This is a genomic window from Ochrobactrum sp. 19YEA23, assembly GCF_029909865.1.
GTDB lineage: Bacteria > Pseudomonadota > Alphaproteobacteria > Rhizobiales > Rhizobiaceae > Brucella > Brucella gambitense.
The window spans coordinates 337,609-351,104 of the sequence record NZ_JASAMQ010000001.1; the positions used below are offsets into that span (position 1 = coordinate 337,609).

The following is a 13,496-nucleotide window of genomic DNA, read 5'->3' on the forward strand; positions in this document are numbered from 1 at the left end:
CGTGAATGATGGTGAATTCAGGCGATGTTTAAGCGTCGCCGTCCTTTGAAAGGCCGACACGCAGATCGGTGGCCTTGTAGATCACTTCGCCATCGGCCTTGAGCCAGCCATCGGCGGTGCCGAGCACGAGACGTCCGCGCATGACGCGCTTGAAGTCGATGCCATATTCGAGAAGCTTGGTGTGCGGGCGCACCATGCCCTTGAATTTCACTTCGCCGGTCGAAAGCGCCATGCCGCGGCCCGGTTCACCGAGCCAGCCAAGGAAGAAGCCGGTCAGCTGCCACATGCCGTCGAGGCCGAGACAGCCCGGCATGATCGGGTTGCCCTGGAAATGGCACGGGAAATACCAGTCATCGGGGCGCACGTCGTATTCGGCGCGGATGTAGCCCTTGCCGAACTCGCCGCCGGTTTCGGAAATATCGGTGATGCGATGCACCATCAGCATTGGAGGCAGGGGAAGCTGGGCATTGCCGGGGCCGAACATCTCGCCGCGCCCGCAGCTGAGGAGTTCTTCATACCCGTAGCTTGATTTCTGTTCTGCCATTTCGCCTCCCTTGAGGTTTATTCGATATCGGCCAGCAATCCGGCCCGGTTGTCATTTGGAACGGTTTTAGCGCAAACGCCCAAACCGCTCTATCTCTTTCTGGTCGTTAAGTCGGAACACCCCTATCACAGACTGGTTCCCGTACAAAACCTTAGCGACCATAAAAATATGCAATGGATTTTCCCGAAAAAACGGGCAAACTCCAAGCCTATTGATACTTATTTCGCAACGGCATATATCAATGTCAGTATGCAATGGGCAACAGCCCGTTCAATCTTTGACGAATTTGCTACAAGCTTGTAACGGAACCAACGGTGAATATGCAGTCTACACATACCCACTCGACGGTCTCTATGGAAGAACGCCTCCGCGATGCAGGTCTGCGTCCGACGCGCCAGCGTGTTGCGCTTGCGAGCATGATCTTTGCGCAAGGCGATCGCCACCTGTCCGCTGAAGACCTCCACGAACAGGCGGTCATGGCCGATGTGCCGGTGTCTCTTGCCACCGTTTACAACACGTTGCACCAGTTTACGGAAGCCGGAATGCTGCGCATCATCGCGGTGGAAGGCTCCAAGACCTATTTCGACACCAATATTTCGGACCATCAGCACTTCTTCCTCGAAGGGGAAAATGTTGTGTTCGATATTCCGCATGGCGAGCGTGGTCAGCCGACCGTCGCCAACATGCCGGACGCGCCGGAAGGCATGGAAATCGTCAATGTCGATATTATCGTCCGCCTTCGTCGCAAGACGCAGTAAGGAATTGATCCTTAAAGGATTTTGAGAAAGCGGCTTCGGCCGCTTTTTTGTTAGCTGCCATAAAGTTCTTGCCAGAACGATGAAAAGCGGATTGAATAAAACGGTTCCGAAACAATCCTTTGCTTGCAGGATAACGGATGCCGGTAGAGTTGAAGCCGATACAGGCGCTGACATTGTTGAAGACCCTGTCGCTGGGGCAGGTGCGCGATGAGATGCCCGATCTCACGACGCGGCAGACAGCTATTCTTCTGACGATCTATCTGGAGCCGCCGCCGCATACGGTGCGCGGGCTTGCGGCAAAACTGGATGTCACGAAGCCGGTGATCACCCGCGCCCTCGATACGATGGGCACGCTCGACCTTCTATCCCGTCATCGTGATGAAAAAGACCGGCGAAATGTGCTAGTTAAGAGGACAGTCGCCGGTGCGCTTTATGTTGAACGACTGGGCGATCTGGTGATCGCCAAAGCCAGAGAGTTACCTTTATGAGTGTCCGCCAATGAGTCTCAATGTGACCACGCTCGACCGCCGCCTCAATGCCTATCGCGCCGATCTCGCTGACGAGCGGCTGACCGACAAGGTGGACGCTGCCCGCTTTATAGCAGGAACCGAGATGCAGGTGACTGCGCCGGTCGTGGATTTGCGCAGCGAGCCGCGCCCCGACAGCGGACCCCAGACACAGATCATTTATGGCGACACGGTGCGCGTCTTCGAGGAAATGGACGGCTGGTGCTGGGTGCAGGCCGAACGTGACGGCTATACGGGCTATGTCTCGGCCTCGTTCATCGAGAAGCCGCAGGGCGATGCCACGCATATGGTCATCGTGCCGCGAACCTTTGTTTATCCCGGCTCGGATTTGCGCTTCCCGCATACGCAGGCGCTGTCACTTGGCTCTCGCGTGCGGATCGTGGGTTCGGCTGAAACGCGCGGCACCCAATATGCCGTGCTGGAAAGCGGCGAGGCGATGATCGCAAGCCATCTGGTGCCTATCGGGCAACACGCCACGGATTATGTGGCAGTGGCGGAAACGCTGCTGCACACGCCGTATCTGTGGGGCGGCACGTCGGGCTTCGGCATCGATTGCTCCGGTCTCGTGCAGCTTTCCATGTGGGTGGCTGGCCGCAAGGTTCTGCGTGATTCCGACATGCAGCAGAATGCACTGGGCACGGTTCTGGAGCCGAATGCGGATTATTCCAATCTCCAGCGCGGTGATCTTGTGTTCTGGAAGGGGCATGTCGCGATCTATGCTTCGCCCGACATGCTGATCCATGCCAGCGGCCACACCATGACGGTGACGCTGGAACCGTTGCAGGATGCGATCAAGCGCATCGCTTATCTCTATGATCTGCCGACGCTGATCCGCAGACCCTGATTGCGCTGCTGCAAGTGCATTAAACAGGTCCATGAAAGGTCGGGCCGATGACGGGAAACAGGATATTTCAGAGTGCAGGCTTCGTGGCCGTGGTGCTTGGTCTTGCTGTTCTCATCCCTTCAGCGGTTTCGTCCGAAAGGATAGCGCGCGTGACCATTCCCGCTTCACCTGCCGCGTTTGCCGAGGTCAACGGTATCGAAATGTATTACCGGATCGTCGGCAAGGGGCCGCCGATCCTGCTGGTGCCGGGCGGTCTCTCCGACCAACACGTCTGGGACGCGCAATTACCGATCCTGGCCCGTCATCATACGGTAATCGTTGCCGACAGTCGCGGGCAGGGACGCTCGACCCGCACCGACGAACCGCTCACCTACGGCCTGATGGCTGACGACTATGTGGCGCTCCTCGATTTCCTGCATATCGACAAGGTCGATCTGGTTGGCTGGAGCGATGGCGGTATTATCGGGCTGGATATCGCCATGCGATACCCTGAGCGGTTGAAGAGCCTTTTCGCGCAGGCTGCCAATGTCACGCCGGAGGGCAATACCGGCTATATCGAGGCGCGGGCCGAGGGACGCCCGATCCCTGAGCTTCGCCATTACGAAAGCATCGACAAGGAAATTCACGCGCTTTGGGCGAATGAGCCGAACTATACCGATGAAGATCTGTCACAGATCGCCGTGCGTACGGCCATTGTGATCGGCGATCACGATACGGCCATCACGCGGGAACATACGGAATTCATCGCCAGCCAGATTCCCGGTGCCGAACTGATTATCCTGCCTGATTCCGGCCATGGCGTGCCGGTGGAAAATCCCCGGCTTTACGCTCACACGGTCCTGAAATTCATCGATGGAAAAACGAACAGCCGAATTTAAACCCGATTGGGAAGAACCCTGTCCGGCGTCCGGTGCCCGTCGACGAAGGCCTTGATATTGATGATGACCTTGTCGCCCATATCGATGCGGCCTTCAATCGTGGCGGAGCCCATATGCGGCAGCAGCACGACCTTGCCTTTTTCCGCAAGTGCCAGCAGGCGCGGATTGACGGCTGGTTCGTTCTCGAACACGTCCAGTCCCGCACCGGCGATCCGGCCTTGCTCAATCAGATCGATCAGGGCGTTTTCATCGATGATCTGACCGCGCGCCGTATTGACCAGATAGGCCGTCGGCTGCATCAGCGCGATGCGACGGGCTGATAGCAGGTGAAATGTTGCGGGCGTTGAAGGGCAATTGACCGAGATAATGTCCATGCGGGCCAGCATCTGGTCGAGGCTGTCCCAATAGGTCGCTTCCAGCTCTTCCTCAACCTGCGGGCTGACGCGCTTACGATTGTGATAATGGATCGACAGGCCGAAAGCTTTGGCGCGGCGAGCAACGGCGGTTCCGATGCGCCCCATGCCGACGATGCCGAGGCGCTTGCCCCAGATGCGGCGTCCGAGCATCCAAGTCGGCGACCAGCCCGGCCATTTGCCGTCGCGCTCGTTGAGCACATTCGCGCCTTCGACAAGGCGGCGTGGTGCTGAAAGCAGCAGCGCCAGCGTCATATCGGCTGTATCTTCGGTCAGGACATTGGGCGTATTGGTCACGGTGATGCCGCGCTTTGCGGCTGCTGCGACATCGATATTGTCGACGCCATTGCCGAAATTGGCGATCAGCTTGAGATTTGGCCCCGCCTGTTCGATGGCGGCAGCGTCGATCACATCCGTGATGCAAGGCACAAGAACATCAGCTTCTTTCAGCGCGGCGATGATTTCCGGCTGGCTCATGCGGTGATCGTCTATGTTGAGACGTGCATCGAACAGTTCCCGCATTCGGGTTTCCACCGGGTCCGGCAGTTTTCTCGTAAGAACGACCAGCGGCTTCTTTTTGTTCGACATCTCCACCCCGTTTTTTGAGCCTGTTTCCGGGCAAACTTATATGCTGAAGCTTCATGTTGAGACCTCCTTAACCAAGAAGGCGCAATATGGGATATTGCTTCGGCTGCTCATCTCTATCAAGGCGGCGGGGCAAAGACAAAGAAAAACAGGACCGATAAACAAGACGGTCACGATGCCGGGCAGCTCCTGCTGTTTTACGCTTCCGCTAAAGGCATGGTCGTCTTGGGTTAAGAACAGGACGGCGAGAGGCGCAGTTGAATAGAGTACTTCCCCAGAGGTTTTTGGCTAAGGGCATGTGGGTAAAGCGCCTTTTTGTGGCTTTTGCGGCTTGTTTGGCGCTCCTGTTCGTGGCGATGCCGACCAGTGTGAACGCAGCCGAAACCGAAGGTGCAAATGGCACGGCGACAGGCGCCAGCGGTCTGCCTGTACCGCGCTTTGTCAGCCTCAAGCCAGCACGCGTTAATCTGCGCATCGGCCCCGGGCGCGACTATCCGGTGTCGTGGCTATTCATGAAGTCAGGGCTGCCGGTCGAGATCATTCAGGAATATGACAACTGGCGGCGCATCCGCGACGCTGACGGCACGGAAGGCTGGGTCTACCAGTCGCTTCTGTCCGGCAAGCGCACGGCGATCACCGCGCCCTGGTTGAAGAACGACAAGAGCAAGATGATTACCATGCGCCGCGATGCCAACGATACGGCAGCTGTCGCCGCCGATATCGAACCGGGTGTCGTCGGCACTGTACGCCAGTGCACCGGCCAGTGGTGCCGTATGGATGTCAGCGGCGTGCGCGGCTGGATCAGACAGTCCGACCTGTGGGGTGTGTACCCCGGTGAAGTCTTCGACTGATCACTACAGTTGCATTCTTCGTGATGCCGGACTGCAAAGAGCAATTTGTCTGCGTTCCGGTGCTCACGTACGTTGAAGTACGCTCCGCTCCGGTACTCGAAAATCACTCCTTTCGCCACGGCCTGACGAATTTGCAACTGTGGTGATAACCCGCGGACCTATTGTTTCCCGTATTTTTCCTTAAGCAGCAGGTAGAGTGCACGGATGGCCTGCGCTTCACCACCGACCGGCGAAGCTGGCTTTTCCACCGGCACCCAGCCGAAAATATCGAAATGCACGTGCGCCTTGGCCTTTTCGACAAAACGGCTGAGGAACAATGCCGCCGTCACCGCTCCGGCGAAGCCGTCCGTGGTGACATTGTTGATATCGGCAATGCGTGACGACAGTTTCTGCGCATAGGGCTGCCAGAGCGGCAAGCGCCAGAGCGGATCGGCAGTTTCCTCGGCCTTGACGGCGATGGCTTCGGCCAAGGTGTCATCATGCGTGAAAAATGGCGGCAGGTCCGGACCGAGCGCCACACGCGCAGCACCTGTCAGGGTCGCCATGTCGATCAGCAGTTCCGGCTCGTCCTCGTCGGCCAGCGCCAGAGCATCGGCCAGCACCAGCCTGCCTTCGGCGTCCGTATTGCCGATTTCGACGGTCAGTCCCTTGCGGCTTTGCAGCACGTCGCCCGGGCGGAAGGCATTGCCGGCAATCGAATTCTCGACCGCCGGAATCAAGACGCGCAGCCGCACCGACAGCTTTGCGTCCATGATGATGGAGGCAAGGCCGAGCACATTGGCCGCACCGCCCATATCCTTTTTCATGAGCAGCATGCCGCTTGCGGGCTTGATGTCGAGACCGCCCGTATCGAAGCAGACACCCTTGCCAACCAGCGTGACTTTCGGATGGCTTTCCTTGCCCCACGTCATGTCGATCAGACGTGGTGCAATCGCTCCGGCACGTCCGACGGCGTGAATCATCGGGAAGTTTCGTTCGAGAAGCGTGCTTCCCTGCGTGACGCTGATTTCTGCTTTATGTTTGGTTGCCAGTGCGCGTGCGGCGTTTTCCAGCGCGTCGGGGCCCATGTCATTGGTCGGCGTGTTGATCAGATCGCGCGTGAGCGTCACCGCAGCCGCGATGCGCTTCGTCTCGGCTTCATCGACGCCGTCCGGCAAAGCGAGGCGGATTGTTTTGCCATTCGCCTTGCGGTAGCGCGTAAAATTATAGCCTCCCATCAGGAAGGCGAGCGCCGCCAGCCCTGCATCGTCGCCAGCGTTTTCGAAATGCCAGTCACCTCCCGGCAGGCTGCGCGCGAGCTTACCGGCAAGCAGCTGCGACTGGCCGCCCTTGATGCCGTCACCAATGCCGAACAGAGCGCCGGAGATGGCGCCGTCCGGTCCCGGCAGAACCAGAACCTTGCCCGCTTCACCGTCGAAATCATGGGCTTTGGCCCAGGCGACAGCGTGGGCCGGAAGCGTGTTCTCTTCCAGCTGTCCCTTTTTCGTAAACCAGATTGGACGGCTTTGTTCCGACTTTTGGGCAATGATTTCGACAGACATGGCACTCTTTCTGATCAAGGCAGTTTGGGCTCATCAAGGCAGCTTTGAAAACAGATAGAACGCTTCGCCCCGTTTGGAAACAGGCACATTCAGGGCTTGTTAACCAATCATTAGGGTTAACGGATTATTGATGAAGGAGAAATCGGGCTTGAGGGGCTGGGGCATTCGGTGTGCAATGTCCGGCCGCATATGGAGGCGGGATGCTCAACTTGGGGTTAATGGGCGGCGCTGGTTTCCGCCTTGGCGTGGCTTCTGTCCTTTCAGCGCTCGTCCTCACCGGCTGTAATACGGTGGACCGCACCACGACAGGTTCGGTGAGACGGGTCGAAACCGCCGCCACTTTCGATCACATGAACGACACGCAGCTTGCCGCAATGGCGGGCCGTCTCGGCGCGCAATATGAGCGCAATCCCAAGGACCGTGGCACCGCGCTCAATTATGCCAGCGCCTTGACCCGTCTGGGGCGCAACGATCAGGCTCTCGCCGTCATGCGCGCGCTGGTCATCAGCTATCCCAAGGATCAGCAGGTTCTCGCCGCCTATGGCAAGGCGCTTGCCGGTGCCGGTCAGTTTGACACCGCGCTCGATGCGATCCGCCGTGCGCAGGACCCGGCCTATCCTGACTGGAAACTGGTATCCGCCGAAGGCGCTATTCTCGACCAGATGGGTAACCGCGATCAGGCCCGCGCCATGTACCAAAAGGCGCTGCAGATCAAGCCGGGCGAGCCGTCGATCCTTTCCAATATGGGCATGTCCTATCTTCTCGCCGGTGATTCCAAGACGGCGGAAAATTATTTCCGGCAGGCATCTGTGCTGCCGGGAGCAGACAGCCGCGTGCGCCAGAATCTGGCGCTGTCGGTTGGTCTGCAAGGTCGTTTTCAGGAAGCTGAAACCATCGCCGCACAGGAACTTTCTCCGCAGCAGGCCAAGGCCAACACGGATTATCTGCGCTCCATGCTGGCGCAGCAAAATTCCTGGAACATGCTCAAGGATAAGCCCAAGGGCTGATACGAGAACCGCATTCTTCGTGCCAGCTTTTCTCGGTCGGCGGATCAGTGTCCGCCGAACAGTCCGCCTTGCGCGCTAAGCTGGATGAAAGCCGGGCCGAGAATGACGATGAACAGCACCGGCAGGAAAAACACGATCATCGGCACGGTGAGTTTTGGCGGCAGGGCTGCCGCTTTCTTTTCCGCCTCCAGCATACGCAGATCACGGCTTTCCTGAGAAAGTGTTCTGAGCGCCTGCGATACCGGTGTGCCGTAGCGCTCTGCCTGAATGAGTGCCTGCGAAACCGATTTCACCTGATCGACGCCGGTGCGGATGGCCAGATTGTCATAAGCCTGACGCCGTTCAGGCAGAAATGACAGCTCCGCATTGGTGAGCATCAGTTCTTCGGCCAGTTCCACCGATTGTATGCCGATTTCGTCGGCTACCTTGCGGAAGGCTGCTTCGACGGACATGCCGGATTCCACGCAGATCAGCATCAGGTCCAGCGCATCAGGCCAGGCGCGGCGGATCGACTGCTTGCGTTTGGCGGCCTTGTTGGAAACATAGAGGTTCGGCGCATAGAACCCGGCGTAGCCTGCAAGAATGCACACCAATAGCCGGACGAAGAACGAGTGGTCCGGCATATTGCCGAGCACGAAGATGTAAAAGACGGCGAGCGTCATCGCGCCAAATGGCAGTACGAAGCGCATGAACAGAAAGATGTTGAGTGGGTTTTGCCCGCGAAAACCGGCGGTTCTGAGCGCGGCAATCGTTTTGTCGTCGGCCAGCGCCTTTTTCAGATCGAGCCGTTCTACAAAGTCGCGAATGCCCTGCTTTTGCTGATGCCGCAGGCTGTTGCGCCGGTCGCTTTCCGATGCCAGCCGGGCGCGCTCGCGAGACCGGATCGCCTCGCGTTCGGTGGCAACCGACTTCATGCGCGATTTCAATATACTGGTGCTGAGTATCGGCATCAGAACCGTGACGAGGGCCGCGAAAACCGCAATGGTGATCAGCATGGCGATCAGGAATTGCGGGTCGGTCAGTTTTTCAGTGAGGTGAGAAAACATGGTCTGCGCCTCACATATCGAAATTGATCATGTTCTTCATGATGAAGACACCGGTACTCATCAGAACGGCAGCGATTCCAAGCAGCATATGGCCGGTCGATGTGGTGAAAAGGAGCGTGATATATTGCGGGCTGGTCAGATAGACGAGCACCATGACGATAAAAGGCAGCGCACCGATAATGGCCGCAGAAGCCTTCGCCTCCATGGAAAGCGCATTGACCTTCGCCTTCATCTTCTTGCGGTCACGCAGCACTTTGGACAGATTGTTCAGCGCTTCCGACAGATTACCGCCGGCCTGAGATTGAATCTGGATGACGATAGCGAAAAAATTGGTTTCGGGGCACGGCATGCTGTCGGGCATTTTGCCAACGGCATCTGGTATCGAAAGACCCATCTGCTGGGCCTCGACCACCTTTTTGAACTCGCCCTTCACCGGCTCCAGCGCTTCGCTGGCAATCAGGCGCAGCCCGTCATTGAGCGGTAGACCGGCCCGCGTCGCGCGGACAATGACATCGAGTGCGTTTGGAAATTCTTCCAGAAACTTCTTCAAGCGACGCTTGCGCTTCTGCAGCACGAACCAGCGGGGCAGGCCGAAGAAACAGGCGATGGCAATGCCGGGAAGAAGCAAAAGCGGAAGCCCGAAAATAAAGCCGATAAAAAGTCCGACAAAAGCCGTTACGCCCGAATAGATATAGAACTGGCGCAGCGTAATGGTCAGTCCCGCCTGCGTCAGCATGATGCGCAGCGGCGGGTATTTCTGATTCTTTTCGCGCTGTTTCTGCCGTGCTTCAAGATCCTTGATATTGTCCTGCAATAGCTTGCGGCGCTTCTGAATATCGTTGTTTTTGTCGCGTTCGCTGCGGGTGACGCTGCGTTCGGCATAGTTGCGCACGGTTTCCAGCCGTCGCGATGCAGGGTCCTTGCTGGCCAGCCGGTCGTAGAACAACACATAAGCCATCGCGGCACAGGAGACCACCGCCAGAAGAATGAAGATCAGTATGCTGGCGGGAGAGGCGGTCATGAGTCGATGCTCTCCATACCGTCGAGGACAGAGGCGAGGCGGCTGTCTTCATTATAGTAGCGCGCGCGATCCCAGAAAGCCGGACGACCAATACCGGTCGAGCTGTGCGTGCCGAGAATACGGCCGGACGCGTCCTCGCCCTTGATGTCGTAAAGCATGAGGTCCTGGGTGATGATGACATCACCTTCCAGTCCCACAACTTCCGTTACATGGGTGATGCGGCGCGAACCATCACGCAGGCGCGCCGCCTGAATGATGATATCGATAGAGTTGACCAGAATTTCGCGCACGGTCTTCTGCGGCAGCGTATAACCGCCCATGGCGATCATGGCTTCCATACGACTCAGGCATTCGCGCGGACTGTTGGAGTGGATTGTGCCCATCGAACCGTCATGGCCGGTATTCATGGCCTGCAACAAGTCGAACACTTCCGGTCCGCGCACTTCGCCGACGATGATTCGTTCAGGCCGCATACGCAGGCAGTTCTTGACCAGATCGCGCATGGTCACTTCGCCTTCGCCTTCCAGATTGGGCGGGCGTGTTTCAAGGCGCACCACATGCGGCTGCTGCAATTGCAGTTCGGCGGAATCTTCGCAGGTGATGATGCGTTCATGCGTGTCGATATAGCGGGTAAGGCAGTTCAACAGCGTGGTTTTGCCGGAACCCGTACCGCCGGAAATGATGACATTGCAGCGCACGCGGCTGATGATCTGCAGCAATTCCGCACCGGCATTGGAGATCGCACCGAAGCGTACCAACTGGTCGAGCGTCAGCTTGTCCTTGCGAAATTTGCGGATGGTCAGGGTCGGGCCATCGAGCGACAGCGGCGACGCGATGACGTTGACGCGCGAACCGTCCGGCAGGCGTGCATCGCAGATCGGGCTCGATTCGTCGACACGTCTGCCGACCTGACTGACGATGCGCTGGCAGATATTGAGAAGCTGCTGGTTGTCGCGAAAACGAATCCCCGTTTCCTGCACCATGCCATCGACTTCGATATAGGTCCGGCGCGAGCCGTTGACCATGATATCGGCAATGTCGTCGCGGGCGAGCAAAGGCTCCAGCGGGCCGTAGCCGAGAACGTCGTTGCAAATATCGTCGAGCAGTTCTTCCTGCTCGGCAATGGACATGACGAAATTCTTGATCGCAATGATATCATTGACGATATCGCGGATTTCTTCGCGCGCAGTATCTGGCGCCATGCGCGAAAGCTGCGACAGGTCGATTGTATCAATCAGCGCCGAAAAGACCTGCGCCTTGGTGTCGTAATAGCCTTCGTTCTTTTCGCGCCCGCTGCTTGGCGGTGCAGATGGTCTGGCAGGCGTGCTTGGAACAGCGGCCTGCATGCGGGACGGCTGAACGGGCTCCGTGCGCTGCACAGGCTGAGGCGCAATTGCTTTCGCAACGCTGCTGTCCTGTTTGCTTCCTGATTCGTTGCCTCTTTTGCCGAACATGATTTCCCGCCGTTACTTCGTCTTGCGCGCGAATTTGCCCAAAAGACCGGAGATGCCATTCTTCTTGCGCGGCTGGACATCCGCCCGGCCCGTCAGTACATGCGCGATATGTGTAATCGTTGCAGAAACCGGGCTTTCAGGACTGGTTTCGGCGATGATGCGACCGGTATTGGCGGCATTGCCGAAAAGCTGCGGCTCAAACTCAATGGCCGCAATCGGATCAATGCCAAGCGGTTCGGAAAAGTCCGACAACGCGATTTCCGGGCGTTTCGGAACTCCGACCTGATTGAGCACCAGATGCGGCTTCAGATCGTTGGGTCGCAGTTGCGCCAGCGTATCGAGCAGGTTCTTCGTATTGCGCAGATTGGCAAGATCGGGCGCGGCCACGATCACCACTTCATCCGCCCGCATCAATGTGGTGCGGGTCCAGCCGTTCCAGCCATGCGCCAGATCGAGAACGATCAGCGGCGAGGTGCGCTGGGCAACATCGATTATCTCGGAAAACGCATCCTCCTGAAAATCGAAGGTGCGCTCCAGACTAGAGGGCGCGGCAAGAATGGAGAGATGTTCGCCATATTGCACCAGCAGGCGGTCGAGATAGACCTCGTCAACGCGTTCCGGAGAAAACACGGCGTCGGCGATGCCAAGCGTCGGGTCCTGATCGAAATTGATGTTGGCTGTGCCAAAGGGCAAGTCCATATCGGCGAGAACGACGTCGTGCCGGAACAGATGCGAGATCGACCAGGCGACATTATGGGCGATGGTCGACGCGCCGACGCCGCCCTTTGCGCCGATAAAGGCGATGGAGCGTCCAAGCGGTTCAGCGCCCGGATCGAGAAAGATCGACGAGACGATGGCGAGCACATCGGCCAGCGAAACCGGTGCCACGATATATTCCGAGACGCCGCGGCGCAGCAATTCGCGATAGAGCCAGACCTCGTTGGAATGCCCGACGACAAGCACCTTGGAACCCGGGTCGCAGACTTCCGACAGGCGCTGGAGTTCATCGAGCAGAACATTCGGTTCCGACGACGATTCGACGATAATCAGATTGGGCGTTGAAGCCGTCTGATAAAAGTCGATTGCGGCCTCTATTCCGCCCGGCGAGACCTTCAGATGCGTCTTCGCCATGCGCCGGTCGTTGCCGGCGCGTTCGATGGGAATAGCGACGCTTTCATTTTCACAAAAGGCCTGGATGGAGATGCGCGGAATCGGCCGCACATTCTCCAGCATGATTGGCGCGCGATGTTCGGCAATGTCGTTGCCGTTTTCCTGTTCGAAGGCGATATCTGTCATGGCGCCCTCTTAATAGTTTGCCTGTTCGCTGCGGGATTCCTTCCAGTTATCCGTCCGCGCAGGCGACATCTTCGTGTAGCCCTGAGTGCCATTGAGGCGTTGTACTGTGCGGTCGGAATCGATTGGAGAGGAGGCGCGCGGTCCCAAAAGATCGGCAGGATTGGCCACCTGAGCTGCGAGATTATTCTGCGATGCGCAGCCGAAATTGGCGTAATGCTTGTTTTCAGGCGTGGTCGCAATATCGTCCGGCCAGCGTCCGCAAGGCGTCGTGCCCGCCGTCATCGCATAATAGCTGATGCGGATCGGCGCTGCGGCATCCGGCGATGAAACCGGATAGTTTTCAATGGCGATGTTGGTCTGCTTTACGCCACCTTTGCGCAAGGCGGTCGCAACTTCTGTGCTTAACCGATAGGCTGCGGCCTGATTGGGCGCTCCAGCAGGAACAAGCACATAGACCATGCCCGAACCCTTGTAGCGGTAGTTGGCGACCGCGCTCTCGATGATGCCGCGCTGCATGGTGTTGAGCCGGCTATCGGCGCTGCCGACCGGAATGTCCGTCACCTGCTCGCGCTCGGCAATCGTAATGGGATGATTGGTGCGGTAATCGTCCGGCAATGCGCCGACGGTCACATGCTGCCGGTTGGCGCAACCGGCCAGAATAGCGACCGACAGGACCAGCAAGGCTGGCGTGATGGAAACTCTGTTGCCCCGAATTGTCATACCCGTTTCCC

The 13,496-nt window shown here is 58.0% G+C and carries 14 protein-coding genes; 6 read left to right on the forward strand and 8 right to left on the reverse strand.

Going from position 1 to position 13,496, the window contains the following annotated elements; genetic code table 11:
- Positions 1–28 precede the first annotated feature (28 nt).
- Positions 29–544 (reverse strand): 3-hydroxyacyl-[acyl-carrier-protein] dehydratase FabA, encoded by a 516-nt coding sequence (gene fabA / locus QBD01_RS01540; RefSeq protein WP_182519043.1) that lies wholly within the window; start codon positions 542–544, stop codon positions 29–31.
- A gap of 320 nt (positions 545–864) precedes the next feature.
- Between fabA and irrA the strand changes: the two genes are divergently transcribed.
- The 4 genes from irrA (at position 865) to QBD01_RS01560 (ending at position 3,551) form a co-directional block, all read left to right on the forward strand.
- A complete protein-coding gene (gene irrA / locus QBD01_RS01545) occupies positions 865–1,302 on the forward strand; it encodes an iron response transcriptional regulator IrrA (RefSeq protein ID WP_138784028.1) in 438 nt (145 codons plus the stop codon).
- A 137-nt stretch (positions 1,303–1,439) separates the two neighbouring features.
- Positions 1,440–1,790, forward strand: a complete 351-nt coding sequence (locus QBD01_RS01550) for a MarR family transcriptional regulator (protein ID WP_078337740.1) — start codon at positions 1,440–1,442, stop codon at positions 1,788–1,790.
- 10 nt (positions 1,791–1,800) lie between these two features.
- Positions 1,801–2,673, forward strand: a complete 873-nt coding sequence (locus QBD01_RS01555; protein WP_280991340.1) for an NlpC/P60 family protein — start codon at positions 1,801–1,803, stop codon at positions 2,671–2,673.
- Positions 2,674–2,720: 47 nt separating this feature from the next.
- On the forward strand, positions 2,721–3,551 hold the full coding sequence (locus QBD01_RS01560) for an alpha/beta fold hydrolase (RefSeq protein ID WP_182519046.1): 831 nt from the start codon (positions 2,721–2,723) through the stop codon (positions 3,549–3,551).
- On the opposite strand, the gene QBD01_RS01565 is transcribed toward QBD01_RS01560, so the two are convergent.
- A complete protein-coding gene (locus QBD01_RS01565; protein WP_078337743.1) occupies positions 3,548–4,552 on the reverse strand; it encodes a D-glycerate dehydrogenase in 1,005 nt (334 codons plus the stop codon). The genes QBD01_RS01560 and QBD01_RS01565 overlap by 4 nt on opposite strands.
- Positions 4,553–4,905: 353 nt before the next feature.
- On the opposite strand from QBD01_RS01565, the gene QBD01_RS01570 reads away from it, so the two are divergent.
- Positions 4,906–5,400, forward strand: coding sequence for an SH3 domain-containing protein (locus QBD01_RS01570; protein WP_280992081.1), 495 nt, complete (start codon positions 4,906–4,908; stop codon positions 5,398–5,400).
- 158 nt (positions 5,401–5,558) lie between these two features.
- On the opposite strand, the gene QBD01_RS01575 is transcribed toward QBD01_RS01570, so the two are convergent.
- Positions 5,559–6,941, reverse strand: a complete 1,383-nt coding sequence (locus QBD01_RS01575; protein ID WP_280991341.1) for a leucyl aminopeptidase family protein — start codon at positions 6,939–6,941, stop codon at positions 5,559–5,561.
- A gap of 200 nt (positions 6,942–7,141) precedes the next feature.
- Between QBD01_RS01575 and QBD01_RS01580 the strand changes: the two genes are divergently transcribed.
- Positions 7,142–7,948 carry a tetratricopeptide repeat protein gene (locus QBD01_RS01580; protein WP_182519048.1) on the forward strand — a complete coding sequence of 269 codons (807 nt, stop codon included), beginning with the start codon at positions 7,142–7,144 and terminating at the stop codon, positions 7,946–7,948.
- Positions 7,949–7,992: 44 nt separating this feature from the next.
- On the opposite strand, the gene QBD01_RS01585 is transcribed toward QBD01_RS01580, so the two are convergent.
- The 5 genes from QBD01_RS01585 to QBD01_RS01605 are packed head-to-tail and all read right to left on the reverse strand — an operon-like array spanning position 7,993 to position 13,485.
- A complete protein-coding gene (locus QBD01_RS01585; protein ID WP_280991342.1) occupies positions 7,993–8,994 on the reverse strand; it encodes a type II secretion system F family protein in 1,002 nt (333 codons plus the stop codon).
- Positions 8,995–9,004: 10 nt separating this feature from the next.
- Positions 9,005–10,015, reverse strand: a complete 1,011-nt coding sequence (locus QBD01_RS01590) for a type II secretion system F family protein (RefSeq protein ID WP_280991343.1) — start codon at positions 10,013–10,015, stop codon at positions 9,005–9,007.
- On the reverse strand, positions 10,012–11,469 hold the full coding sequence (locus QBD01_RS01595) for a CpaF family protein (protein ID WP_280991344.1): 1,458 nt from the start codon (positions 11,467–11,469) through the stop codon (positions 10,012–10,014). Before QBD01_RS01595 ends, QBD01_RS01590 begins: the two co-directional genes overlap by 4 nt.
- A 12-nt stretch (positions 11,470–11,481) precedes the next feature.
- Positions 11,482–12,765, reverse strand: coding sequence for a CpaE family protein (locus QBD01_RS01600; protein WP_280991345.1), 1,284 nt, complete (start codon positions 12,763–12,765; stop codon positions 11,482–11,484).
- A gap of 9 nt (positions 12,766–12,774) precedes the next feature.
- Complete coding sequence (locus QBD01_RS01605; protein ID WP_280991346.1) at positions 12,775–13,485, reverse strand: CpaD family pilus assembly protein; 711 nt, start codon at positions 13,483–13,485, stop codon at positions 12,775–12,777.
- Between the last annotated feature and the right edge of the window lie 11 nt (positions 13,486–13,496).